Annotated in this window: 21 protein-coding genes and 1 tRNA gene; 6 read left to right on the top strand and 16 right to left on the bottom strand. The window is 66.3% G+C overall.

Translation table 11 applies throughout. The features are described from left to right. Window positions 1–10: 10 nt before the first annotated feature. On the top strand, window positions 11–2362 hold the full coding sequence (locus tag AvAM_RS22505) for a CHASE2 domain-containing protein (protein ID WP_137749150.1): 2352 nt from the start codon (window positions 11–13) through the stop codon (window positions 2360–2362). Here the strand turns inward: AvAM_RS22505 and mnmH are convergent. Both mnmH and selD read right to left on the bottom strand, forming a co-directional pair. Then, window positions 2359–3486: a tRNA 2-selenouridine(34) synthase MnmH gene (gene mnmH, locus AvAM_RS22500; RefSeq protein WP_137749149.1), complete on the bottom strand. Its 1128-nt coding sequence runs from the start codon at window positions 3484–3486 to the stop codon at window positions 2359–2361. The two genes, AvAM_RS22505 and mnmH, sit on opposite strands and share 4 nt — an antisense overlap. Further along, window positions 3486–4538, bottom strand: a complete 1053-nt coding sequence (selD, locus tag AvAM_RS22495; protein WP_137749148.1) for a selenide, water dikinase SelD — start codon at window positions 4536–4538, stop codon at window positions 3486–3488. Before selD ends, mnmH begins: the two co-directional genes overlap by 1 nt. 320 nt (window positions 4539–4858) lie before the next feature. Between selD and AvAM_RS22490 the strand changes: the two genes are divergently transcribed. Further along, entirely contained in the window at window positions 4859–5974 is a 1116-nt protein-coding gene (locus AvAM_RS22490; RefSeq protein WP_249368319.1) for a GGDEF domain-containing protein, read from the top strand. A gap of 108 nt (window positions 5975–6082) precedes the next feature. Here AvAM_RS22490 and AvAM_RS22485 read toward each other — a convergent pair. Together AvAM_RS22485 and AvAM_RS22480 are read right to left on the bottom strand one after the other, a co-directional pair. After that, a tRNA-Ser gene (locus tag AvAM_RS22485) sits at window positions 6083–6172 on the bottom strand. Window positions 6173–6246: 74 nt separating this feature from the next. Next, window positions 6247–7389, bottom strand: coding sequence for an alpha-hydroxy acid oxidase (locus AvAM_RS22480; RefSeq protein ID WP_375708168.1), 1143 nt, complete (start codon window positions 7387–7389; stop codon window positions 6247–6249). A 217-nt stretch (window positions 7390–7606) separates the two neighbouring features. On the opposite strand from AvAM_RS22480, the gene AvAM_RS22475 reads away from it, so the two are divergent. Beyond that, window positions 7607–8506, top strand: a complete 900-nt coding sequence (locus AvAM_RS22475; RefSeq protein WP_137749145.1) for a LysR family transcriptional regulator — start codon at window positions 7607–7609, stop codon at window positions 8504–8506. Between the two features lie 161 nt (window positions 8507–8667). On the opposite strand, the gene serS is transcribed toward AvAM_RS22475, so the two are convergent. The 3 genes from serS to AvAM_RS22460 form a co-directional block, all read right to left on the bottom strand. After that, window positions 8668–9984: a serine--tRNA ligase gene (gene serS / locus AvAM_RS22470; RefSeq protein ID WP_137749144.1), complete on the bottom strand. Its 1317-nt coding sequence runs from the start codon at window positions 9982–9984 to the stop codon at window positions 8668–8670. A 129-nt stretch (window positions 9985–10113) separates the two neighbouring features. Then, window positions 10114–10839 (bottom strand): hypothetical protein, encoded by a 726-nt coding sequence (locus tag AvAM_RS22465; protein WP_137749143.1) that lies wholly within the window; start codon window positions 10837–10839, stop codon window positions 10114–10116. A 129-nt stretch (window positions 10840–10968) separates the two neighbouring features. Next, the gene (locus tag AvAM_RS22460) at window positions 10969–11910 is read right to left on the bottom strand and encodes a threonine/serine dehydratase (protein WP_137749142.1); all 942 of its coding nucleotides are present in this window, start codon (window positions 11908–11910) and stop codon (window positions 10969–10971) included. A gap of 166 nt (window positions 11911–12076) precedes the next feature. Here AvAM_RS22460 and AvAM_RS22455 point away from each other — a divergent pair, with 166 nt between their 5' ends. Continuing rightward, window positions 12077–12790: an HPP family protein gene (locus tag AvAM_RS22455; RefSeq protein WP_137749141.1), complete on the top strand. Its 714-nt coding sequence runs from the start codon at window positions 12077–12079 to the stop codon at window positions 12788–12790. A gap of 123 nt (window positions 12791–12913) precedes the next feature. Here the strand turns inward: AvAM_RS22455 and ispH are convergent, their stop codons facing one another. Both ispH and AvAM_RS22445 read right to left on the bottom strand, forming a co-directional pair. Continuing rightward, on the bottom strand, window positions 12914–13909 hold the full coding sequence (gene ispH, locus AvAM_RS22450; RefSeq protein ID WP_137749140.1) for a 4-hydroxy-3-methylbut-2-enyl diphosphate reductase: 996 nt from the start codon (window positions 13907–13909) through the stop codon (window positions 12914–12916). Beyond that, window positions 13909–14373 (bottom strand): peptidylprolyl isomerase, encoded by a 465-nt coding sequence (locus AvAM_RS22445; RefSeq protein WP_137749139.1) that lies wholly within the window; start codon window positions 14371–14373, stop codon window positions 13909–13911. Before AvAM_RS22445 ends, ispH begins: the two co-directional genes overlap by 1 nt. Before the next feature lie 89 nt (window positions 14374–14462). On the opposite strand from AvAM_RS22445, the gene radC reads away from it, so the two are divergent. Both radC and AvAM_RS22435 read left to right on the top strand, forming a co-directional pair. Then, window positions 14463–15176, top strand: a complete 714-nt coding sequence (gene radC / locus AvAM_RS22440) for a DNA repair protein RadC (protein WP_137749138.1) — start codon at window positions 14463–14465, stop codon at window positions 15174–15176. Window positions 15177–15361: 185 nt separating this feature from the next. Next, window positions 15362–16102, top strand: coding sequence for a Smr/MutS family protein (locus AvAM_RS22435; RefSeq protein WP_375708167.1), 741 nt, complete (start codon window positions 15362–15364; stop codon window positions 16100–16102). 98 nt (window positions 16103–16200) lie between these two features. Here the strand turns inward: AvAM_RS22435 and AvAM_RS22430 are convergent, their stop codons facing one another. From AvAM_RS22430 to AvAM_RS22400, 7 genes are all read right to left on the bottom strand, one after another. Further along, complete coding sequence (locus AvAM_RS22430; protein ID WP_137749136.1) at window positions 16201–18258, bottom strand: bifunctional 2',3'-cyclic-nucleotide 2'-phosphodiesterase/3'-nucleotidase; 2058 nt, start codon at window positions 18256–18258, stop codon at window positions 16201–16203. Window positions 18259–18333: 75 nt separating this feature from the next. Next, window positions 18334–18549 carry a hypothetical protein gene (locus AvAM_RS22425; RefSeq protein ID WP_137749165.1) on the bottom strand — a complete coding sequence of 72 codons (216 nt, stop codon included), beginning with the start codon at window positions 18547–18549 and terminating at the stop codon, window positions 18334–18336. Window positions 18550–18551: 2 nt separating this feature from the next. Beyond that, window positions 18552–19025, bottom strand: a complete 474-nt coding sequence (locus tag AvAM_RS22420; RefSeq protein ID WP_137749135.1) for a RidA family protein — start codon at window positions 19023–19025, stop codon at window positions 18552–18554. A gap of 65 nt (window positions 19026–19090) precedes the next feature. Continuing rightward, entirely contained in the window at window positions 19091–19660 is a 570-nt protein-coding gene (locus tag AvAM_RS22415) for a DUF2199 domain-containing protein (RefSeq protein WP_171012373.1), read from the bottom strand. 190 nt (window positions 19661–19850) lie between these two features. Continuing rightward, entirely contained in the window at window positions 19851–20429 is a 579-nt protein-coding gene (locus AvAM_RS22410) for a hypothetical protein (protein WP_137749133.1), read from the bottom strand. A 147-nt stretch (window positions 20430–20576) separates the two neighbouring features. Next, window positions 20577–21020: a group II truncated hemoglobin gene (locus AvAM_RS22405; protein WP_249368317.1), complete on the bottom strand. Its 444-nt coding sequence runs from the start codon at window positions 21018–21020 to the stop codon at window positions 20577–20579. 75 nt (window positions 21021–21095) lie between these two features. Beyond that, window positions 21096–23615, bottom strand: a complete 2520-nt coding sequence (locus tag AvAM_RS22400; RefSeq protein ID WP_137749132.1) for an ABC transporter permease — start codon at window positions 23613–23615, stop codon at window positions 21096–21098. Between the last annotated feature and the right edge of the window lie 28 nt (window positions 23616–23643).

The raw sequence follows: 23643 nt of genomic DNA, 5'->3' as shown, positions 1-23643 counted from the left end.
ACGCCGCCCCATGCTGAGCATTGCCCACAGCCGCCGCCGCAGACGCCGCCTAGAATGGTCGGTGCTGGCCACGGTACTGCTGGGGCTGGTGGCCTGGCTCAGCACGCCCGACAGCCTGGGTCGGGTCAACCACCTGGTGCAGGACGCCGGGCTGCGCCTGGTCTCCCGCCCCCCGCACCCGGACATCGTGCTCGTGGCCATCGACGACCCCAGCATTGCCGCCATTGGCCGCTGGCCCTGGCGCCGCGCCCTGCATGCCGAGCTGATCACGCGCATCTCGGCGCAAAAGCCGCATGTGATCGGCATGGACGTGTTGTTCAACGAGGCGGACCTGGACTACCCCGAGGACGACCTGCTGCTCACCGACGCCATCCGCCGCAGCGGGCGGGTGGTGCTGCCCGTGCTGCGGCGCGGCTACGGCACCAGCAGCAACGCCACCGACCTGCCCTGGCCCGCATTTGCCCAGGCCGCCGCCGACCTGGGGCATGTGCATGTGGCGCCCGACGGTGACGGGGTGGTGCGCAGCCTGTACCTGTATGAAGGCCCGGCCGCCGCGCCCTGGCACCACTTCAGCATGGCCCTGCAATGTGTGGCTCAGGCCCGGCAACCCGGCGGCGCCCCTTGCCCCCGCCCCGCGGCCCCAGCCAGCGATGTCAGCCCCTGGGAGCGCACTGAACATACCCTGATTGCCTACGCGGGTGGCCCCTCCAGCTTCACCACCTACTCCTACATCGACGTGCTGCGCGGCGCGGTGCCAGCCGAGGCCTTCCGGGGCAAGTACGTGCTGGTGGGCGCCGCCGCATCGGGTCTGGGCGATATGTTTGCCACCCCGGTCAGCCAGCAGTCGCGCTTGATGCCGGGGGTGGAGGTGGTGGCCCACGTGCTGGATGCGCGCCTGTCGGGCGAGCAGATCGTGCCCGCCTCGCGCACGCTCAATACCTTGTTCAACCTGGTGCCGGTGGCGGCCGCCCTGTTGGCCCTGCTGCTGATCGGCCCCTTGGCCGCACTGCTGACCAGCGCGGCGCTGGCACTGGGCACCCTGGTGCTGAGCGTGTGCCTGCCCTGGTGGGCGGGCCTGCAGTTTGCCCCGGCGGCGGCCCTGCTGGGGCTGGTGCTGGCCTACCCGCTGTGGAGCTGGCGGCGACTGAGCGCTGCAGCACACTTTCTGCGGCTGGAGATGGAGAACCTGCAGCAGCAGGGCCTGTCGATGCGGCTGCGCAAACGGCCCGGAGACTCGGCCGATTTTCTGGAGCGGCGCATCAACGCCGTCGAGCGCGCCTCACGCCAGCTGCGTGACCTGCACCACTTCGTGAGCGAAAGCCTGCAGCAACTGCCTTCGCCCAGCCTGGTCTGCGACCCGCAGGGCCGGATCCTGCTGGCCAACCGGGCTGCCCGCGAGCACCTGGGCGGCAGCGCAGAGGCCCCGCTGCAAGGCCAGTCGGTGGTAGCGTTGCTGGCCGACCTGGTGCAAGCGGGCAGCCGCCAGCCGCTCATCACCCTGGAGCATCTGCACCACCGATCCATGCCCGAGCACAGTGAAGGCATTGATGCTCAAGGCCGCAGCCTGCTGGTGCAATGCAAGCCCTTCACCGACCTGGCCAATGCGGGATGGCTGCTGACGCTGGTGGACCTGACCGAGATGCGCCGTGCCTTGCAACAGCGCGACCAGGCGATGCACTTCATCTCGCACGACATCCGCGCGCCCAATGCGTCCATCCTCACGCTGCTGGAGATGCAGCGCGCCTACCCCAGCCGCATGGCGGACGATGAACTGCTGCTGCGCATCGAGCGCTACGCGCAGGCGTCCCTGGGCATGGCGGAAAACTTCGTGCAGCTGGCCAGCGCACAGGCACAGGAGTACCACGTGGCGCCGCTGGACCTGGTCGCCCTGCTGGCAGAAACCACCGACGACCTCTGGGCCCTGGCCCGCGACAAACAGGTGGATGTGCGCGTCACTTCCGCCCCCGAAGCCGCCCCGTGCGAGGGTGACCGCGCACTGCTGCGCCGTGCACTGGCCAATGTGATCAACAACGCCATCAAGTTCAGCCCGCAAGGCGGTGTGGTGCAGTGCGCCATCGCAGAACGTGGCCCGCACTGGGTGGTGTCGGTGCGTGACCAGGGCCCCGGCATCGCCCCGGAACTGCAGCACAAGCTGTTCACGCCCTACCAAAGGCTGCACGACCGCAGCCACCCTGCCGTGCAAGGCGTTGGCCTGGGTCTGGCGCTGGTGTCTACCGTGGTGCAGCGCCACGGTGGCAGCCTAGAGGTAGACAGTGACACGGGGCATGGCGCGGAGTTCCGGCTGGTGCTACCCCGAGGTGAGGGCGCGACAGAGGACAGCGAGGGCAGCGGCGCCGACTAAGCCCCTTTGCTGTCCGCAGCACCTGCCGTGCGGACAGACGCACGCAGATAGTCCAGCACCGCCTGCCTGTCTCCCTGAAACACAATGCGGCCCGCCCGCTGGCGCTGCTGGTAGGCATACATCGGGTCGTAGTAGTCGCGCACCAAAGGGGCGATCCAGCCACGGTGCAGCGTGGGGTCTGCGTGGTCCCTTTGTCGCGCCAGCGCCGCCAGCATGGTCACGCGCAGTGCCCGGTGCCGGTCGCCGCCCAGGCGCTTGGCGAGTTTGTCCAGGCTTTCGAGCAAGCGGGCTGCAAACAGATCGGCACCCACTGCCTCGCCATGGGCCGCCAAAAAGTCGGCGCGTTGCTGCACCACGTAGTCCTGCAGGATGCGTTCGACCCGGGCATCAAAGCCATCATCCAGGCACACGATGGGCGCCTGCTCCAGCCGCTGCCGCAACGCCAACGGCACGGAGCAGCTGCCCACATGCCGCCCTTCGTCTTCAACCACAAATGCCCCATAACCCCGGTCGCGCTTCTGGAGAACATCCACGGCCAGCCGGTTCTCAAAGTCAATCTGCGAGGGCTGGCTGCTCACGCGGTGGCCAAAGCTGGAGCCCCGGTGGTTGGCAAACCCCTCCAGGTCCAGGCCATGGGCGAGTTGCGCGATCACCTCGGTCTTGCCCGTGCCGGTGAGGCCGCCCAGCAGCACAAAACCGCACTGCGCCGAAGCCGACTCCAGGGTGTCGATGAGAAAACCGCGCAGAGCCTTGTAGCCACCTTGCACGCGGGGGTAGTCGATGCCCGTTTCACTTCGGAGCCACTGCTGGACAATCTGCGACCGCAGGCCGCCCCGAAAGCAGTACAGCACGCCACCCGGATGGTCCTGCGCAAACCGCGCCCAGGCAGCGATGCGGGCCTGCTTGGTAGTCCCGGACACCAGCTGGTGCCCCAGCGCGATCGCCGCCTCCTGCCCCTTGTGCTTGTAGCAGGTGCCCACTTGCTGGCGTTCGCCATCGTCCATCAGCGGAAGATTGACCACCCCGGGGAACGCGCCCTGCGCAAACTCCACCGGCGCACGCACATCCATCATGGGCACACCGTTCAGTAACAGGTGCCGGTAGTCCGACAGAGCGGCCAGCATCAGCGCAACACGACGGCCAGGGCGCGCCGCTCCGTCATCTGGCCAATGGGTGCCAGCGCCAAGCCCAGCCCGCTTGCCACCGCCAGAAACTCGTCCTCGCCTTCAGGGCTCACCGCCACCAGCAACCCGCCGCTGGTTTGCGGGTCGCACAGCAGGTGCTTCTGCTCTTCGGTCAGCGGCGCAATCTTGGCGCCGTAGCTGTCGAAATTGCGCAGCGTCCCGCCGGGCACACAGCCCTGGTCCATGTAATGCGCCACGCCCGCCAGACGGGGCACGGCCGCATAGTCGATCTCGGCGCTCAGGCCACTGCCTTCGGCCATCTCGACCAGGTGCCCCAGCAAGCCAAAGCCCGTCACGTCGGTCATCGCCTTCACCCCCGGCAGTCGGCCAAACCGGCTACCGGGTTTGTTGAGCATGCACATCAGGTCACGTGCCACACCCACGTCCTGGGGGCGCAGCCGCGCTTTCTTCTCGGCCGTGGTCAGGATGCCAATGCCCAGCGGCTTGGTCAGGTACAGGCGGCAGCCCGCCGTGGCGGTGTCGTTGCGCTTGAGGTGGCGCTTCTCCACCACTCCGGTCACCGCCAGGCCAAAGATGGGCTCCGGCGCGTCGATGGAATGCCCGCCCGCCAGCGGAATACCCGCCGCATCGCACACCGCCCGCCCGCCACGCACCACCTCGCGCGCGACCTCGGGGGGCAGGACATTCACGGGCCAACCCAGGATGGCAATCGCCATCAGCGGGTCGGCCCCCATGGCGTAAATGTCGCTGATGGCATTGGTGGCGGCGATGCGGCCAAAGTCGAAGGGGTCGTCCACGATGGGCATGAAGAAGTCGGTGGTGGACACCACCCCACGCTCATCGTCGAGGGCATACACAGCAGCATCGTCGCGCGAGGTGTTACCCACCCACAGCCGGGGGTCCAGGTTCTGCGCCCCACTGCCCGCCAGGATCACGTCCAGCACCTGGGGACTGATCTTGCAGCCGCAGCCTGCGCCGTGGCTGTACTGGGTCAAGCGGATCGGCGGGGTCGTTGTAGATTCTTGGGACATGCAGGGTTCTTTCCGGGCATTGGGCGCAAGCCGCGCAGCCCTCCATTCTGGCGGTGAGGGCCCGGCGGCTCAACACGCCAGCCTCCCCGCTGCGATTCCCCCCATTCGCGCACGATCCACCAAAACGGCTGGACGGTATACCAAGCCAGACATAGTCCCGCCCCAAGCGCCCCCTAGAATTGCACCAGACCGGTGCAAAGGCGCTCATCGCCCCCTGGTGCCGGTAGAACACCTCGCCCCATTCGCCCATCACAGTCGGGCCACTTCCACCACGCCTCCACCACTTCATGCTCAGCCTTGACCTTCGCTCCCTGACCATCATGGCCGGCATGATAGGCATCGTGATGGGGCTGGTCCTGCTGGGTCTGCGGCGCAGCTATCCCCCTTCGATCCGTGGGATGCGGCTGTGGGGAACAGCGCCGCTGCTGTGCGCCAGTTCCACCCTTTTCTACGGCCTGGACGGCGTGCTGCCCGCGCCGCTGGTGGCGTTGGTAGGCAATGCCCTGCTGCTGACGGGGGTCACGCTGTTCCTGCTGGGCTCGGAGCGGTTGTACAGCCTGCCTTCCTCATGGCGCCGCTGGGCCACGGTGATCCTGGGGGCCTTGTTGGCCATCACTTTTTTCATGTTTGTGTACCCGGACTACCGCATCCGGGTCCTGGTCTTCAGCGGCACCCTGGCAGCCATCGTGGCCAAACATGCGCGCCTGCTGGGCCGCCATGGCAACCGGGGTTTTGCCCCCCGCTTCACAGCCATGGTGTTGTGGGGGCAGGCAGCGGTGCTGGTCTGCCGCGCCATATCAACGCTGTGGCTGGACCAAGCGGACACCCATCGCTTCACACAGTCTTTCGTCCAAACCCTCTACATTGCCGCCTTCAGCTTCTCGGTGCTGCTGGTCAGCATCGGGGTCCTGCTGATGGCCGGTGAACGCGTGCGCGCGGAGTTTGAATACCTCGCCACCCACGACTCCCTGACCGGGGCACACACCCGCCGGTCCGTGCTGGCGGCCTGTGCAGAAGAACTGACCCGCTGGAGCCGCTACGGCAGCACTTTTTCACTGCTGATCCTGGACATCGACCACTTCAAGCGCGTCAACGACGCACATGGACACCTTGCAGGTGACCAGGTCCTCAAACGCTTTGTGCGGCTTGTCCAGTCGCACCTTCGGTCGGCCGACCGGCTCGGGCGTTATGGGGGGGAGGAATTCATGGTGCTGCTGCCGGAAACCGACAGCGCCGCCGCCCAGGCCGTGGCAGAACGCATGCGCGCAGCCTTGGATGCAACACCCGGCACCGCAGACCTGCCGCACTGCACCGTCAGCATCGGAGTGACCACGGTACAGGCGGGTGACCCCACGGTCGATGCCCTGATTGCCCGCGCCGATACGGCCCTTTACGAAGCCAAGGCACAGGGCCGCAACCGGGTTCGGGCTGGCTGACAAAGAGCAGCCAGGAAGAGGTAGGGAGGGAAGGAGAGGGAGCGCAGGAGGGCCCAGAAACCAGAAAGGGTTTGCTTCTATTTTCATAGCAGCAAACCCTTTGAATACTGGCGGAGAGGGTGGGATTCGAACCCACGGTAGTGTTGCCACTACGCCTGATTTCGAGTCAGGTACATTCGACCACTCTGCCACCTCTCCTGTGAGTCGAAGTTGCGATTATAGCAAGGTTTTTCCTGCGTCCAGACCGGGTGCTCCTGCATGTTCCGCCGGTCTCAGCCGCGTCGGCGAACGATGTGCCCGGGCCCCAGGTCCGTGCATGCCCTGGCACCCAGCATGGCGAGGTTGCGGTCTACCTCGTCGCGCAGCAGCCCGATGGCGTGCAACACCCCGGCCTCTCCGGCCACAGCGGCCGCGTAGTTGAAAGGGCGCCCCACCAGCACCATGCGTGCGCCCAGCGCAATGGCTTTGAGCACATCAGAGCCACGCCGGAAACCTCCATCAATGAGCACCGGGAAGGCCGGTCCCACGGCCGTCACCACGGACTCCAGCACCCGCATGGCGGACGCGGCACCATCGAGCTGGCGACCTCCGTGGTTGGACAGCACCACACCGTCCGCCCCCAGGTTCCGGGCCTGCAGCGCATCTTCCACGCTGAGCACCCCCTTGACGACCAGCGGGCCCTTCCAGCGGCGCCGGATGGCCTCCAGATGGTTCCAGCTGAGGTGGTCGCGTGCCGAGAAATCGCGCAGCACCGAGGACGACATGATGGGAGCACCCCGCGTGGCAAACGAGTTCTCGAAGTGCGGCATGCCATGGCACAGCAGCGTGCGCAAGAAGGTGCCCGCCACCCAGCGCGGCCGCACCAGGCCATCCCAGGCCAGGCGCAGGCCGGGCCTGAGCGGTGTCGAAAAGCCCGTGCGGATGTTGTTCTCGCGGTTGGCCGAGATGGGAATGTCCACCGTGACCACCAGCGTGCGGAAACCCGCGCGCTCCACGCGGTCGATGAGCGCATCGATGCGCGCCTGGTCTCCGGGCAGGTAGGCCTGGAACCAGGTGCCCGGGCTCTGGCGCGCCACCTCCTCCAGCGGGATCAGCGAGGTGCCACTCATGACCGATGCGATGCCTGCACGCTGCGCCGCACGCGCCAGCACCAGGTCGCCCCGGTAGGTGGACAAAGCATTGATGCCCATGGGCGCAATACCGAAGGGGCTGCTGTAGCGCTCGCCGAACAGCTCCACAGACTGGGAGCGCAGCGAGACGTCGCGCAGCACACGCGTTGTGAAGGCGTATTCGCCAAACACCTCGCGGTTGTCGCGCAGCGAGGCATTGTCCTCGGCTGCGCCCGCAATGTAGCCAAAGATAGGCCGGGGCAGGCGCCGACGCGCGGCGTCCTCAAAGTCGTGCAGCGACAGCATGCGGCGCAGCACGGCCGGGGAGCGCGGCACAGCACCCAGTGCGGGCGATGCCACGGGGGACAAGGAATCAGGGGCAGCAATCATGGTGGGGGCGCCGGTAAAAACGGTCAGAACAGGTTCAGAACGGGTTCATGCAAGCCGCCACTCTAGGCAGCATGGAATGCGCATAAAAGCGAAATATCTAGAATGAAGTTGTTCGCTTTTTCGCTCACAACCCATGTCCACCCCTTCCATCAAGCAGCTCGAAGCCTTTTGGTGGGCCGCCACCTGCGCCAACTTCAGCACCGCGGCAGAACGTGTGCATGTATCGGTGTCGTCGCTGTCCAAGCGCATCGCCGAGCTGGAGTCGGTGCTGGGCCAGCCACTGTTTGACCGCAGCGGCCACCGCGCCGTGCTCACCGAAGCCGGAGAACGCCTGCTGCCCGCAGCACTTGACGTGCTCCAGGCCATGACGGCACTGAGCCAGGCGGCGGATGCACGCGCGGCGCTCACCGGCCGCTGCCGTTTTGGTGTGGGCGATCTCTCGGCGCTCACCTGGCTGCCCGCGCTGGTGGCAGCGGCCCGGCACGCGCACCCCCGCCTCGTTCTGGAACCTGTGGTGGACGTAGGCAGTGTGCTGGAACGCCGCCTGGACGATGGCGAACTGGACTTCGCCGTGATCGCCGGGCGCTCATCCCGCAGCAGCCTGCTGTCGCAGCCGGTAGGCGCTGCCCACTTCGCCTGGGCTGCCGCACCGGGCCTGCCCGGTGCAGGCCGGATGGGCGCCGGGGCCCTGTTGCAGCGCCATGCACTGGTCACCCTGCCAGCCGGGGCGGGGACTACGCGGCTGCTCGACGACTGGCTGCTGGCGCACCGCGTCACGGTGCACGAGCGCATCCTGTGCAACAGCTGGGGGGCCGTGGCCGGGATGCTGCGCGCCGGTGTGGGGGTTGGGTTCTTGCCTACTGGCTGGGTCCGCACCCTGGGCCTGCATGCGGTGGGCGGACGCACGCCACTGGCCCCGCTGCACTACGCATACCAATGGCGGCGGGGCGATACGCGGGCGCTGGTGGCAGCCATGTTGCGCCTGGCCCAGGCGCAGGTGGATTTTTCAGCTCCGCCCGCCCTGGCGGCCTGAGCACCCGCACAAGGCTTTACCCAGGGTCTTTCACGTGGCACCCATACGCGCCACGCCTGCATGAACGGGAAGTGAAAAACACAACGGGCCACAAGGGCCCGCTGCAGGAGTCGATGAATCAGGCAAGCCCGAACGGACCTGCCGGGTTCTCTCACGCGGCCTCAGGCCTGAAGCACAGTCTGGCCGCCCAGGTAGGGGCGCAGCACCTCGGGCACCGTCACGCTGCCATCGGCCTGCTGGTAGTTCTCCAGCACCGCCACCAGGGTGCGGCCCACGGCCAGGCCCGAGCCGTTCAGGGTGTGCAGCAACTCGTTCTTGCCTTGCGCGTTCTTGAAACGGGCTTGCAGGCGGCGCGCCTGGAAGGCCTCGCAATTGCTCACCGAACTGATCTCGCGGTAGGTGTTCTGCGCGGGCAGCCACACTTCCAGGTCGTAGGTTTTGGCGGCGCCAAAGCCCATGTCACCCGTGCACAGGCTCATCACCCGGTAAGGCAGGCCCAGCTTCTGCAGCACGGCTTCGGCGTGGCGGGTCATTTCTTCCAGCGCCTCGTAGCTCTTGTCGGGGTGCACGATCTGCACCATTTCGACCTTGTCGAACTGGTGCTGGCGGATCAAGCCGCGAATATCACGCCCGCCGCTCCCGGCTTCGGAGCGGAAGCACGGTGTGTGGGCCGTAAGCTTGATGGGCAGGTCGGCCTCTGGCGTGACCACGTCGCGCAGAAAATTGGTCAGGGGCACTTCGCTGGTGGGGATGAGGTACAGCGCGGTGTTATCGGGCACGGGCTCGCCGTCCTGGCCGCCCTTCTTGGCAGCAAACAGGTCGCCTTCAAATTTGGGCAACTGGCCGGTGCCCTTGAGCGAATCGGCGTTCACGGCATAAGGCACATAGCACTCGGTGTAGCCGTGTTCCTGGGTCTGCACGTCCAGCATGAACTGGGCGAGTGCACGGTGCAGTCGGGCGATGGGGCCCTTCATCACGGTGAAACGCGAGCCCGAGAGCTTGGCGCCCATGTCGAAGTCCAGGCCCAGCGGGGTGCCCAGGTCCACATGGTCTTTCACCTCGAAACCGAAACTGGGAGGGGCGCCCCAGCGGCGCACTTCCACATTGCCGGTTTCGTCGCTGCCCACGGGCACGGATTCGTGCGGCAGGTTGGGCACTGCGACCAGCATAGCCAGCAGCTCGGACTGGATCTGCTCCAGGCGGGTAGCGGATTGCTCCAGTTCCACCTTGCCAGCGGCCACCTGGGCCTTGACGGCTTCGGCGCCGTCCTTGTCGCCCCGGCTCATCAGCATGCCGACCTGCTTGGAAAGCTGGTTGCGCTGGGCCTGCAATTCTTCGGTGCGGGTCTGCAGCGTCTTGCGCTCAGACTCCAGGGCCTGGAAAGCGGAGACGTCCAGGAAGGCCTGGGGCTTTTTGCGGGTTTCCAGCCGCGCGATGGCGGTGTCGAGGTCTTTGCGGAGGAGAAGAATGTCAAGCATGGAAGGATTTTAGTCGGCTGATGGACCCATGTGGCTATCGAACCGAAAGCCAGACGGCTCTGATACCAAGCTCTGGTCGCTGTCACAGAAAAACAAACTGGATGCACCCACCTTAGCGTTCGTAATTTTTCAATTCACATTGAAAACATTTACTTTCACCACCTCCTTCGATGTCGTAGAACGTGCTCCATTCAACGGAGATCGGACAGTTTCTGTTTTCAGCACCAAACCGCGATATGAACCACCAGCTGCGATCCAAACAGTTTTCTCATCAGAAAAAGAGGATGCAGCACCGCTGGAAGCATTCAGATTTTCTTTGATTTTAAATTGGCAGGCTTCAAAAGCCCCCAATGATGTTTTGATTACCTCACGCCCAACATAAGTTCTTGATTCATGGGCATCCCAAGCATCTTGAGAAGGGCCAGAAGGTCCATTGCTCTTAACAGTGACAAAGTAACTCTGATGAACCGTCTGCCCAATATCCATTGAAACTGGAAAAACCTTGGGTGGAGTGATTTCCCTTGCAGAGACGAAAGGAGGCTTGCCGCCAGAGTAGCCATACTCTTTCAGGTAGCCATTACCAAGAGAAAACCTAGATTGAACAAAACGTGGCTCACTAACAGTTGCATAGATCTCGCCACCCTCAACATATGAATCAACTACAGCGTACGTTTCATCCTCTTGATAAGAAACACCAAAATTACTAGAATAATTTACAGAAATTGATATTCTTGAGCCACTACCCCAAAAACCCTCATTAAAGCAGTCTTGCGAGGTCTTGGCGGTCTCACCGCCACCGCCTCCGCAAGCAACTATCAAAACAGCAAACGGCAAACAAATCAGATATTTTCTCATCACGCTTCTCATTAACTCAACAAAAACCCAAAACCGCCTATTAAATTCTATGTTTTGGCATATCAAAACCACCGCTATTGGTCGATTCCGAGCTATCAACGCCGCGTCGCAGCAACTACTGACAGCTAATCACACCAGCATCGTCGGATCGAAGTTGGCGCCACACAGAATCAGGGCCACCGTTTCCTGCGGCTGGGGCTTGTAGGCGCCGGTTTGTAGCGCGGCCAGGCCCAGTGCGGCGGCGGGTTCCACGGCCAGTTTCAGCTCCTTCCACAACCACAGCTGGGCGGCGCGGATGGCGTCGTCGGGCAGAAGCAGCGCATCGTGCACGTGGCGCTGGCTCATCTCCCAGCCAATGGCGCCGATGCGCTTGGCGCCCAGCGAGTCAGCGGCCACGCCACCCACTTCCACATCCACCGGCTGCCCTGCGGCGCGCGCCGCGTGCAGGGTGGGCGCGCGTTCGGGCTCCAGCGCCACCACATGGGCGCGGCTTTCCACCCACGCGGCCACGCCGCCGATGAGGCCCCCACCGCCCACGCTGACGAGCACCGTGTCGGGCAGGCGGCCGCCCTGCTCTTCCATCTCCAGCGCCATGGTGCCCGCGCCCGCTACCACTTCGGGCTGGTCGTAGGCGTGGGCTTGCAATGCGCCGGTAGTTTGCTGGCGGGCCACGCAGGCTTCGAAGGCTTCGGAATACGCAGCGCCGGTGACGACCACCTCTGCCCCCAGGGCGCGCAGGCGGGCTCGTTTGGCCTCGGGCGAGACCTCGGGCACAAACACCTCGCAGCGCACGCCCAGGGCCTGGGCCGCAGCCGCCACGGCGATGCCGGCGTTGCCGCCTGAGGCGATGATCACGCCGCTCTCGGGCACCGGGTTGGCCAGCAGGCGATACAGCATGCCGCGCGCCTTGAAGCTGCCACCCACCTGCAAATGCTCCAGCTTGAGCCAGACCTCGGCACAGTCCACGCCCAGGGACTTGCCGGACAGGCGCATCAGCGGCGTGGTGCGCAGAAAGTCGGGCTGGGTGGCCAGTTGGCGGCGGGCGGCGGCAATGGCGGCGCGGTCGATCATGCAGGGGCTCCGGAGGGCAGGTGGTGTCAAAAGAAGGGGCAGTGTAGGGGCTGCCCGCAACATGCAGACACAACGCTGACTGCACGAGCGCCCCACAACTGCCGATAACATGGACAGGGCAGCCCCACCCAACGCCCGTTGCGGGCCTGCCCGCAGGAGGAAAGACATGTTCTTTGTGTTCGGCCCGTCGGGCCAGATGTACCGGGGCGGCCCGGAGAACCTGGCCAAGATCTCGTCAGTGCGGCGCGTGCAGCGGCCCCAGGCGCTGCGCACCCGGGCGCTGGACCTGCCGGGGGATCCCGTGCCCGTCTTCCCCGCCCCGCCCCACGCGGCCACGGCAGAAGCCACCACGCCCGCCGTGGTCAACCTGCGCCTGCAGGACGCCGTGAGCGCCTATGCACAGACCGAACAAGGCCCCCAGCATGCCCGCCAGCCGCTGACCCGGGTCAGTGACGTGATGACCCGGGGCGCACTCAGCGTGCAGCCGGATGCCCGCGTGAACGATGCCTGGCAGACGCTGGCCGAGCACAAGGTGGCCCAGGCCCCGGTGGTGGATGTGCTGGGCCGCGTGATCGGCCTGCTGGTGCGCGCCGACATGGCGCCGCTGGACCTGCTGCCGGAGCCCGGCGCCGTCAAACAGGCCATCGACCTGGCCCGCCGCCCGGTGGCCGAGGTGATGGTGAGCCCGGTGCCCACCGTCGCGGCGGACACCGAGCTGCGCCGCGTGGCGGCCGTGCTGCTGGACACCGGCCTGCCCGGCCTGCCGGTGACGGACGAGGCGGGCGTGTTGTCGGGCTTCATCTCGCGCACCGACATCCTGCGCGCCGTGGCGGCCGACCCGCCGCTGGACCTGTGGAGCGGACCCGCCGTTCCGCTGTAGTGAAAAATCTGAATAAAAATGGCCGCTACCGCGCGATAGTCAAGCGATAGCAGCTATCAATTCAGGAGTAAAAGAACAAAGGACGCCTGCAAGCGCCCTTTTCTCAAATGAACCGCCCGACCGTCAGTGGGCAGACGGCCCCGTCTCTGGCGTGCGCTCACGGATCTCCAGCCCCGTGGCTGCGTCGATCTTCAGCCCCTTGGGCAGCGGGAACTTGATGGTCTCCTCGATGCCCGCCATGCTGCGCACCGACACCGCGCCCAGCGCCTTGATGCGGTCGATGACCTGCTGCACCAGGATTTCAGGTGCCGACGCACCGGCCGTGAGCCCCACACGCGCGCGGCCCTTGAACCATTCGCCCTGCAGTTCGTCGGCACTGTCCACCATGTAGGCCGTGGTGCCCAGCTTGGCGGCCAGCTCGCGCAGGCGGTTGCTGTTGGAGCTGGTGGGGCTGCCCACCACGATCACCACGTCCACCTGCGGGCTCAGCACCTTGACGGCGTCCTGGCGGTTTTGCGTGGCGTAGCAGATGTCCTGCTGCTTGGGCTCGCGCACGCTCGGAAAGCGCGCACGCACGGCGGCCGAGATCTCGGCGGCGTCGTCCACACTCAGCGTGGTCTGCGTGACCACGGCCAGCTTCTCGGTCTGCGCGGGCTGCACGCGGGCCACGTCTTCCACGTCTTCCACCAGGTGGATGCCGTGGTCGAGCTGGCCCATGGTGCCCTCGACCTCGGGGTGGCCCTTGTGGCCGATCATGATGAACTCGTAGCCCTCTTTGGCGAGCTTGGCCACTTCGACGTGCACCTTGGTCACCAGTGGGCAGGTGGCGTCGAAGATGCTGAAGCCACGTGCCTCGGCCTCTTGCTGCACCGCCTTGCTCACGCCATGGGCGCTGAAGACCAGCGTGGCGCCCGGGGGCACATCCGACAGCTCTTCGATGAAGATCGCACCCTTGGCCTTGAGGTCGTTCACCACATAGGTGTTGTGCACGATTTCGTGGCGCACATAGATGGGGGCGCCAAACTTCTGGATGGCGCGCTCCACGATCTCGATGGCGCGGTCCACGCCGGCGCAAAAGCCGCGCGGCTCGGCCAGCAGGATTTCTTGCGGTGCCTGCATCACAGGATCCCGATCAGCTGCACTTCAAAGGTCACGGGCTGGCCCGCCAGCGGGTGGTTGAAGTCGAACAGCACCGCGCCGTCGTCACGCACCTGCATCACCGCCCCGGCGTAGCTGCCCTGGCCGTCGGGTGTGGGGAACTGCACCACATCGCCCACGTTGTACTTTTCGTCGGGGTCGCCCAGCTCGTTCATCAGCTTGCGCGCCACCCATTGCTGCATGTCAGGGTTGCGCTCGCCAAAGGCCTCGCCCGCAGGCAGCTCGAACGTGGTGCGCGTGCCCTCGGCCAGGCCCAGCAGGCGCTGCTCCATGGCTGGCGACAGCTCGCCCGTGCCCAGCGACAGGGTGGCGGGTTTGTCGGTAAAGGTGTTGATCACATCCCCCGCCGGGCCCGCCAGGCGGTAGTGCAAGGTGAGGAAAGAACCCGGCTGGACGGTAGGAAGGGCGGCGGCTGTAGTGGTCATGAAAGTCCCGATAAACTGGCCCGCATTGTAGAAAACCGGGCAAAGCCCTACGCCCGTTGGCCCCCGACGGGCGCCAAAAACCCTGCGCCATGCCCCTCAAAGACCTGCCCGCCGACGCCCAGCCCCGCGAAAAACTGCTGGCGCGCGGCCCCGCCGCACTGGCCGATGCCGAGCTGCTGGCCATCTTGCTGCGCACCGGCATCGTGGGCAAGGGCGTGCTGCAGATGGCGCAGGAGCTGCTGGACCCGCCCGGCATCGACCCGGACACGGGCGCCGTCACCGGCGGCTTTGGCGGCATTGCCGGGCTGCTGCACACCAGCGCGGCCGACCTGGAGCGCATCAAGGGCCTGGGCCCCGCCAAGCGCGCCGAGCTGGTGGCGGTGCTGGAGCTGGCCCGCCGCGCCCTGGCCCAGCAGCTGCGCGAGCGCGAGGTGTTCGACTCGCCCGATACCGTCAAGCATTACCTGCAACTGCACCTGGCCGCCAAGGGGCACGAGGTGTTTGCCGTGCTGTTCCTCGATGCGCAAAATCGCCTGCTGGCGCTGGAGGAGCTGTTTCGCGGCACGCTCACCCAGACCAGCGTGTACCCGCGCGAAGTGGTGCTGCGCGCCCTGCACCACCAAGCCGCCGCTGTGGTGCTGGCCCACAACCACCCGAGCGGCAGCGTGTTGCCCAGCCGCGCCGACGAGGCACTGACCCAGACCCTGAAGACCACGCTGGCGCTGGTGGATGTGCGCGTGCTCGACCATGTGATCGTGGCCCCGGGCCAGGCGCTGTCGATGGCCGAAAAGGGTTTGGTGTGACCGCCCCAGCCCCCGCACCCGCCCACCCACCCACGGCCCTGCAAGCCGCGCTGGCGCGTGCTGCGCGCGCTGCACCCGGCAAGGCGCCCCCTGTGGAAGCCACAGTTCCCGCCCCGGCCCCCAGCGCACCCCGGTCCACCCGGCGCGCAGGCCTGGCCGACAAAAAAGCAGCAGCCAAGGCGGCCATGCGCCCGCTGCGCCACGCCCCCGCTGCGCCCACAGAGAGCCCCGCACCACCCCGGCGCCGCGCCCCCCCGGCCCCGCGCCGCGCGGGCGAACGCATCACCCAGCTGCAGGACCTGGCCACCGTGGCCCGCCGCCTGCGTGAAGAGCAGGAGCGCCGCGAGGCCGAAGACAAGGCCCAGCGAGAAGCCGCAGCACGGGCCGAGGCCGAGCGCCACCTCTTCAGCCGCAGCGTGGGCCCCGTCACCCCACTGCGCAACCCCAACCTGGCACGCGTGCGCCGCCACCAGCCGCCGCCGCTGCCGGTGCAGCACTGGCTGGACGAAGAGCGAGTGCTGATGGAATCGATCAGCGACGACTTCGACGTGAGCACCCTGCTGGACACCGACGACCAGCTCAGCTTTCGCCGTCCCGGCATCGGTGTGGAGATCACGCGCCGCCTGCGCGCGGGCCACTGGAGCATCCAGCGGCAGCTGGACCTGCACGGCCTGCGCGTGGACGAGGCGCGCGAGGCGCTGGGCGACTTCATCCGCCACGCCCACAAGACCGGCCTGCGCTGCGTGCGCGTGGTGCACGGCAAGGGACTGGGCTCGCCCGGCAAGAGCCCCGTGCTCAAAAGCCGCGTGCAGCGCTGGCTGGTGCAGAAGAACGAGGTGCTGGCCTTCGTACAGGCGCGGCCCATGGATGGTGGCGCGGGCGCGCTGGTGGTGCTGCTGCAGCCTGTGTTGCACAGGCATTCATAAAAAATAGCCGCCACCGCCCGTCCATCAAACGCTAGCAGCTATCAAAAGAGAAGCATCACCCTCCCAACCGGGAAGGTGATGCTCTCTGCAGGCACTGCCTACTTCGACAGATCCACTGCGTATTTCGACGTGCCCTTGCCCGACCCGTCATCGGCCGCCAGCAGCGACACGTTGGCCAGGCCCGCCGCCTGCGCCACGGCCAGCGCATTGGCGCCCGAGCTGAACACCACCGGTCCCGCCACCGTGGCCTTGGCAAAGCGCCAGCTCTTGGCCGCGCCGTTGGCAGCGCGGGTCACCGCCGGGTTCTTGCGGATGTAGTCGATCACCACGTCCCGGTTGGCATCCGGCGAGGCCCAGATGGTGCCCGAGCCGTCGAGCTTGTCGATAAAGCTCTTGCCGCTGGTGGCGCGGTAGTTGTTGGTGGCGATCACGAACTCCTGCGCCACGTCGATGGGCTTGCCCAGGTAGCTCAGGTTCTTGATGCGGCTGCCCAAGGGCTGGGTCACGTCGATCTCGTACCGCACGTCGGGCGTGGTGAACATGTCGAAGTTGTAGCCCGGGAAGGTGCTGATGAGTGGCTGCTCGGTGGTCTTGGCCGGGTCGATCTGGTTGAAGCGCTTGGCAGCGGCTTCGAGCCAGTTCTTGATGTCACCACCGTTCACCTTCACCGCATACACCGTGTTGGGGTAGAGGTACAGGTCGGCCGCGTTGTTGATGGCCAGCGGGCCCACGGCCACGTCGGTGTAATCGGCCCCGCCCTGGAAGCCGCTCTTGAACGGCGCGCTCACCGACAGCACGGGCAACGCAGCGTACTGAGGCAAGCTGGCCTTGATGTAGGCGGCCACATAGGCCTGCTGCGCCTGGTTCACGACCTGGATCGCGCCGGGGTCACCCACGTCGGAAAACAGCGTGCTCATGCGGAAGTCGGTCTGGCCGATGGGTGTCTTCACGTACTGGATGGCTGCCTGGTGCTGCGGCTCGATCAGCGGCGCGACCACCGGGTCTGCATCTACATAAACGTTCGCGCCCGCAGCGTTCTTGCTCTGGATGTTGCGCAGCTCGGACTTGCTGGCCGACTTGTTGACCACCCATTTGGCGCCATCCCACTGCAGCGCCAGCTGGACCACGCCCAGCGCCTTGCCCCAGGAGCTGGCCATAACGGCGGGCACGCCGTTCACAGTGCCCGCCTTGTGGTCCACGCCGGGCAGGTTGAAGCCGGGCGTGGCCGCCGTGTCGGGGAACACACCGTGCTGGTGGCCCATCACCATAGCGTCGATGCCTGGCACCTTGGACAAGTGCAGGCCCGGGTTCTCCATGGTGGGCGAATACGCCGCGTTGTCCATGCCGCCGTGCAGCAGCGCCACCACGATGTCAGCCCCCTTGGCGCGCAGTTCGGGCACGTACTTCGTTGCAGCCTCCACCGCGCCTTCGGTGCTCACCTTGCCTTCCAGATAGCGCTTGTCCCAGTTCAAGATGCCCGGCGTGGTGAAGCCGATCACACCGATCTTGATCGGCAGCTTCACGTCCTTGCCATCGGTGCCCTTGGCCACCAGCGTGCGCTCCAGCACCGTGTAGGGCTGCACCAGCGGCTTCTTCGTCTTGTTGCTGATCACGTTGGCCAGCACCATCGGAAAACCCGCGCCCGCGCATTTCTTGGAGGCGTCCACGCCGTCCACCTCCAGGCCACCGCCCAGCACCTGGTTCAAGAACGGCAGGCCGTAGTTGAACTCGTGGTTGCCCAGCGTGCCCGCGTCAAAACCCAAAGCGCCCATGGCCTTGTACATCGACAGCTGCTGCGTGCAAGGGATGGGGCTGATGGTGGCCTCGTAATCGGCCAGCGCAGTGCCCTGGATGGTGTCGCCGTTGTCCACCAGCAGCGTGTTGGCAAATTCTTTGCGCGCGGCGCGCACCAGCGTGGCGGTGCGCTCGAAGCCGTAGCTCTTGTCTTCGGCCAGCTTGAAGTAGTCGTAGCTGCGCACGTTGAAGTGCAGGTCGGTCGTCTCCAGCACGGCCAGCGTGGCGGTGGCGCTGGTGGTGTTGTCGCTGCCGCTGCCGCAGGCGGCCAGCGAAGCCGCCAGCGCTACCAGGCCCAGGGCAGCCAAGCGGCGTGACAGCCGCGCAGGAAGAATGGAATGGCTTAGCGTGTGTTCAGACATGAACAGTCCCGAATTGAAACAAGGGACCGAGTGTCTGGCGGGGGTTTGACAGCGGTGTGACGTGGCGCCGGAGCTTCAATCGATGCGGTGCACATCGCCGTTGTGGGGCGAAGCGCTCTCGTGGAACAGGTCTTCGAGGAACTGCGCCAGCTCCTGCTCTTGCACAAAATCGGGGATCACAAAACCTGCGCGCGTGCGCTTGCCATCTGCACCCACACGGTAGGCTTGCCACAACGCGCCTTCGCGGCGCACTTCGACGATGCGGCCGAACACGTTGAAGCGGGGGTGCATGGTCACGGTGCCACCGATGCGATCAGATCCACTTCCACCGTCGCGTTCTTGGGCAGCTGCAGCACACCCACCGAGGTGCGCGTGTGCGCTCCGGCGGGGCCCAGCACGGTGAACAGCAAGTCGGACGCGCCATCGGCCACCTCGCTTTGCTGCGTGAAGCCGGGCGCCGACTGCACATACACCGTGATGCGCAGAATGGACTGCACGGCATCGAGCGAGCCCAGCGACCGCTGCAGCAGTGCCAGCGCGCGCATCGCGCACACCCTGGCGGCCTTTTGTGCATCGGCCAGCGAAGCCCCGGCACCGGCAGCGCCAGTGACAACCACGGTGTCGCCCACGCGCGGGATCTGCCCGCTCAGGTAGATGTGGTGACCATCGCGCACCAGCGGCACGTAGTTGCCGCCGATCTTGATTTCTCCGTCGAAGCTGTAACCCAGAGCCTGGGCCTGTTCCTTGAAACGTTGGTCGCGTGACATGGTGAATGGGGAGTCTCGAAAAATGAAAAGAAAAAGGGCGGTGCCACTTTGACCCCGCCCCGGCGTCATGCCCCGAAAGGCAGGATCAGCGCATGGTGGCGCTCGGCGTCCATGCCTTTGCGCTGTTCCAGCGCCAGCGCGTGGCGCGATGTGGGCAGCAGATAGGCCAGGGGCCGGCGGTCCGGGGCCATGTCCAGGCGCACGGCCAGGCCCTGCGTGGCGCGGTAGCCCTTGAGCTGGTTGGCGACGGTGCCCTGGATGACCGGCGGCGTACCGCCGCTTTCCTCGAAGAAGACGAGGTAGTCGTCGTGCTGCGCCTGCGTCACCTCGACCCAGACGCCCCAGCCGAAGTAGTCATCGCGGTAGGTGAAGGGCACGGGCAGCACGCAGCGGATGAACCAGCGCTTGCCGTCGAGCGTGCAGAAGTCCTGGTTGTAGCGGGCCCGGCGGTAGCGGTCCAGGTAGCTGAGTTCGAACACGGCATCCGGCAGGCCGCAGCCGATGTCGGTGGCCAGCTCGTCGTGCCACTCGCCGCAGCTGTTGCACCGAAAACCGGGGCGCTTGGCTGACTTGCGGGGTTTGGCGGGGGATGCTGCTGTGCGTGCGGTGGATTTGCGGGGAGTGGTTACAGGCATGGCAGACGGGTTTGCGATCTTTGTGGGCCGCAATTTAACAGGCGCGTCAGGTATGCCGCGCGAGGGGATCGGCATCAGGCCATGGCGGCACTTGCGCTGCACATCGATTTCAAGTGGCAGGGGCTAGATAGCCAGTTGCCGCTCCAATTGATTGATTTTCAAGCTATCCATAGAGTCGCAAATGGCACGGTCAAGGTGCCACCGCACCCTCCAGGCCCAGCACCATCGGTTGCTTGAGATCGCCCTTGTTGCCCATGCCCACGGGGGCCAGCCGCAGGCCGCGCGCCTTGATGTACAGGTAGCCGTTGGCCTGCGAGACGGTGACGGAGCCAGCCTTGTCGGCACTCTCCCAGCCCAGCAGCGTACCGCCCGAGCTGTCCATGAACGAGACCGCCGCCTTCTTCTGTGCAGCGTTGGCCTTGGCGCCGACCTCGTACACGCCGGGCGCGGGCTTGGCGGTTCCAAAATCCACGGTCGCCAGCTGCAACTGCGAATTGGTGGCAAAGGTGAAGGCCTGCGGCGTCTCCAGGTAATTCAGCCCGGTTTTGAAGCCGTAGCGTTTGCCGGACTTGCCTGCCACCTCGCTGCGCACCTCGCCAAAGTTGTGCCAGCCATTGGGGCCCGCGTAGAGCTTGCTCTTGGGGTTAGTGAAGCGGTCGTCCGAGGCCGACGGCACGTTGCTCCAGGTGTCGTCGCCCGCAGCTGCAGGCTGGGCATGGGCGAGGGTGCAGGCCAGCAGGCCCGCGCAGAGGATCAAAGGTGTTTTCATGGTCCGCACCCCGGAGCGCCATCAGCGCAAAGTGGACAAGGCGCAGACAGTAGCACCCTGGGCGCCAAGGCGCCATAGGGCCAGGGCCCGTGGAGCTGCTGAGCCGTGGAGCCTAGGCCCTCCGAACCCGTTGACGGTCTTCGAGGCTCAGGCGCCAGCCCGGTTGCGCATCCAGTCCGCCGTGCCCATGAAGCTCTCCTTCAGGCGCGTGCGCAAATCGGTGGGCACGCCGGTCTCGCCCATGGCCTGGTCCATGCAGGCCACCCACTGGTCACGCTCCTTGATGCCAATGGAAAACGGCATGTGGCGCATGCGCAGGCGCGGGTGGCCGAAGCGGCTCTGGTAGTGATCGGGGCCGCCCAGCCAGCCGCAGAGGAACCAGAACAGCTTTTGCCGCGCGCTGGCCAGGTCGCTGCCGTGGGCGGCGCGCAGCTCGGCGTAGGCGGGCTCCAGGTCCATGAGGTCGTAAAACCGCTCGACCAGCGCATGCACGCGGTCTTCGCCGCCGATCCATTCGAAGGGCGTGGTAGGCGGGATGGAAGGGGTGGGATTGGAAGTGGCCTCTGGGGTGGTCGATGCTTCAGAATTCATAAAAAAACAGGCCTTTGCGCGCGTCCATCATACCTTTATAGCTATATTTTTAATAGCAAATAACCCAATCACCACCTACTCTGCCGCGCGGCGCAGCGTATCGACCACGGGGCGCAGCAGCACCTCGCGCAGGCCCCACCAGCCCGCTGCCAGTGCCAGCACGGCCCCGGCCACGGCCCCGGCCAGCGGCACCCAGGGGGCGGCCGTCCAGGTGAAGTCGAACACAAAGCGCGCCAGCGCCCAGCCCACACCCACCGCCACGGCGCTGGCCAAGAAGCCCGCCAGCAGGCCCACGCCCACCAGCTCGGCGCGCTGCACTTGGCGCAGCAGGCTGGCGCGGGCGCCCACGGCGCGCATGATGGCGTACTCGCGCGCGCGCTCCTCGCGCGTGGCAGTAACGGCGGCAAACAGCACCACCAAGCCCGCTGCCAGCGTGAAGGCGAACAGGAATTCCACCGCACGGATCACCTGCTCCAGCACGCGCTGCACCTGGGCAATGGTGGCGCCCATGTCCACGTTGGTGATGTTGGGGAATTGGCGCACCAGGCCGTTGTCAAAGCCGTTGGTTTCGGGCGCGCGGTAAGCCGCGAGGTAGGTTACAGGCACGTCCTTGACGGTGGCCACCGGGTACATCACGAAGAAGTTGGCCCGCATGGAGCCCCAGTCCACCTTGCGCAGGCTGGTGATGCGTGCCTCGTTCTGCACGCCGCCCATGTCAAACATCAGGCGGTCGCCCATCTTCAGGCCCAGGGTTTCGGCGATGCCTTCTTCGACGCTGATGGCACCCTCTTCGCCCGGCGTCCACTGGCCCGCCACCACCTGGTTGTGGGGCGGCGCCTCCACGGCGTTGGAGAGGTTGAATTCGCGGTCCACCAGGCGCTTGGCGCGGTCGTCGGTGTAGTCGGCCGGGCCCACGGGCTTGCCGTTCACGGCCAGCAGGCGGCCCCGGATCATGGGGTACCAGTCGTACTTGCCCACGCCGTTGTCCTTGAGCGTCTGCTGGAAGGCATCCGCCTGGTCGGGCATCACGTTGATGACGAAGCGGTTGGGCGCATCGGGCGGAGTGGCCTTGCGCCAGCTGCTGATGAGGTCGGTGCGCAGCAGCACCAGCAGCACCAGCGCCAGCAGGCCCACGGCCAGGCTGCTGACCTGCACCACGGCATAGGCCGGGCGGGCCGAGATCTGCCGCGTGGCCAACACCAGCCATCGGGGGGCAGTGCTTTCATTCACGCTGCGCCGCAGCAGCTTGACCGCCACCCACGACAGCCCCGCAAACAGGGCCACAGCCCCGGCAAAACCGCCCACGGCGATCAGGCCCAGCTTGATGTCGCTGCTCACGGCCAGCAGCAGCGCCGCAAACCCGGCCACCCCAAGCCCCAGCACGGCCAGCGAGGCGGGCTTGAGCCCCCCCACGTCACGCCGGATCACCCGCAGCGGCGGCACCTGGGCCAGTTGCAACACGGGCGGCAGGCCAAACGCAAACAGCAGCGTGAGCCCCATGCCCAGGCCAAACGCCACGGGCCACAGGCTGGATGCGGGCAAGGCCGATTCGACCAGCCCCGCCAGCAGCAAGACAAACGCGTGGTGCACCCCATAGCCCAGCAGCACGCCTAAAGCACTGGCAAACAGGCCGACCAACGCAAATTCGGTGATGTAAGCGCCCGCAATCATGCGCTGGCTCTGGCCCAGCACGCGCAGCATGGCCGAGGCATCCAGGTGCTCGGCCGCAAAGCCGCGTGCGGCCAAAGCCACGGCCACGGCCGAGAGCAGCGCAGCCAGCAGGGCCACCAGGCTCAGAAACTTCTGGGCGCGGTCCAGCGTCTGGCGCATTTCGGGGCGGCCGCTTTCGAGCGACTCGACGCGCACGCCATGCACCTCGGGCTTTTTGGCCTCTTCCACCGCCCATTCGTTGAAGGCTTTGACGGCAGGCGCCGGGCCCACTACGGCAAAACGGTAGGTCAGGCGGCTTGCGGGCTGCACCAGGCCGGTGGCGGACAGGTCGGCCTCGTTCAGCATCACACGCGGCGCAAAACTCATGAAGCCCGCGCCCCGGTCGGGCTCGATGACGATGATGCGCGCGATGCGCAGTTGTGCGTCGCCCAGCAGCAGCTTGTCGCCCATGGCCAGGTTGAGCGATTCGAGCAGCGGGGCATCGACCCACACCTCGCCGGGCGCAGGGATGTCGCGCGTGGGCTGCTCCAGCGCGCCAGGGGCATCGGCCACCGTGAGGCGGCCGCGCAGCGGGTAGCCGGGCTGCACGCTCTTGAGCGCGACGAGCTTGCTGGCGCCGCCCTGCGCATCGCTCGCGCGGCCCATGGTGGGGAAACCCAGCGTGGTCACCGACTGCAATCCGAGCGCCTTGGCGCGCTCCACAAAGGCGGCGGGGGTGGGGTTGTCGCTTGCCACCACGGCATCGCCGCCCAGCAGTTGCAACGCGTCGCGCTGCAGCCCACCTTGCAGGCGATCGGCAAAAAACCCTACGGACGTGAGCGCGGCTACCGCAAGCGTGACCGCCACGATGAGCAAGCGCAGTTCGCCCGCGCGCAGGTCCCGGGCCAGGGTGCGCCAGCCAAGGCGCAGAAATGACAGGTTCATGGCATAGGACCTTAGCGCAAAGCGAACG

Origin of the sequence: Acidovorax sp. NB1, assembly GCF_005405905.1 — a bacterium.
Lineage (GTDB): Bacteria > Pseudomonadota > Gammaproteobacteria > Burkholderiales > Burkholderiaceae_C > Acidovorax.
The sequence above is the reverse complement of the archived record's forward strand: the minus strand, read 5'-3'. Positions and strand labels throughout refer to the sequence as shown.

Bases quoted from the DNA above. Each gene is read 5' to 3' on its own strand.
- AvAM_RS22505 (WP_137749150.1), top strand. From the start codon at position 11: ATGCTGAGCATTGCCCACAGCCGCCGCCGCAGACGCCGCCTAGAATGG.
- mnmH (WP_137749149.1), bottom strand. From the start codon at position 3,486: ATGCTGGCCGCTCTGTCGGACTACCGGCACCTGTTACTGAACGGTGTG.
- selD (WP_137749148.1), bottom strand. From the start codon at position 4,538: ATGTCCCAAGAATCTACAACGACCCCGCCGATCCGCTTGACCCAGTAC.
- AvAM_RS22490 (WP_249368319.1), top strand. From the start codon at position 4,859: ATGGCCGGCATGATAGGCATCGTGATGGGGCTGGTCCTGCTGGGTCTG.
- AvAM_RS22480 (WP_375708168.1), bottom strand. From the start codon at position 7,389: ATGCTGTCGCTGCACGACTTTGAGGACGCCGCGCGTCGGCGCCTGCCC.
- AvAM_RS22475 (WP_137749145.1), top strand. From the start codon at position 7,607: ATGTCCACCCCTTCCATCAAGCAGCTCGAAGCCTTTTGGTGGGCCGCC.
- serS (WP_137749144.1), bottom strand. From the start codon at position 9,984: ATGCTTGACATTCTTCTCCTCCGCAAAGACCTCGACACCGCCATCGCG.
- AvAM_RS22465 (WP_137749143.1), bottom strand. From the start codon at position 10,839: ATGAGAAAATATCTGATTTGTTTGCCGTTTGCTGTTTTGATAGTTGCT.
- AvAM_RS22460 (WP_137749142.1), bottom strand. From the start codon at position 11,910: ATGATCGACCGCGCCGCCATTGCCGCCGCCCGCCGCCAACTGGCCACC.
- AvAM_RS22455 (WP_137749141.1), top strand. From the start codon at position 12,077: ATGTTCTTTGTGTTCGGCCCGTCGGGCCAGATGTACCGGGGCGGCCCG.
- ispH (WP_137749140.1), bottom strand. From the start codon at position 13,909: ATGCAGGCACCGCAAGAAATCCTGCTGGCCGAGCCGCGCGGCTTTTGC.
- AvAM_RS22445 (WP_137749139.1), bottom strand. From the start codon at position 14,373: ATGACCACTACAGCCGCCGCCCTTCCTACCGTCCAGCCGGGTTCTTTC.
- radC (WP_137749138.1), top strand. From the start codon at position 14,463: ATGCCCCTCAAAGACCTGCCCGCCGACGCCCAGCCCCGCGAAAAACTG.
- AvAM_RS22435 (WP_375708167.1), top strand. From the start codon at position 15,362: ATGCGCCCGCTGCGCCACGCCCCCGCTGCGCCCACAGAGAGCCCCGCA.
- AvAM_RS22430 (WP_137749136.1), bottom strand. From the start codon at position 18,258: ATGTCTGAACACACGCTAAGCCATTCCATTCTTCCTGCGCGGCTGTCA.
- AvAM_RS22425 (WP_137749165.1), bottom strand. From the start codon at position 18,549: ATGCACCCCCGCTTCAACGTGTTCGGCCGCATCGTCGAAGTGCGCCGC.
- AvAM_RS22420 (WP_137749135.1), bottom strand. From the start codon at position 19,025: ATGTCACGCGACCAACGTTTCAAGGAACAGGCCCAGGCTCTGGGTTAC.
- AvAM_RS22415 (WP_171012373.1), bottom strand. From the start codon at position 19,660: ATGCCTGTAACCACTCCCCGCAAATCCACCGCACGCACAGCAGCATCC.
- AvAM_RS22410 (WP_137749133.1), bottom strand. From the start codon at position 20,429: ATGAAAACACCTTTGATCCTCTGCGCGGGCCTGCTGGCCTGCACCCTC.
- AvAM_RS22405 (WP_249368317.1), bottom strand. From the start codon at position 21,020: ATGAATTCTGAAGCATCGACCACCCCAGAGGCCACTTCCAATCCCACC.
- AvAM_RS22400 (WP_137749132.1), bottom strand. From the start codon at position 23,615: ATGAACCTGTCATTTCTGCGCCTTGGCTGGCGCACCCTGGCCCGGGAC.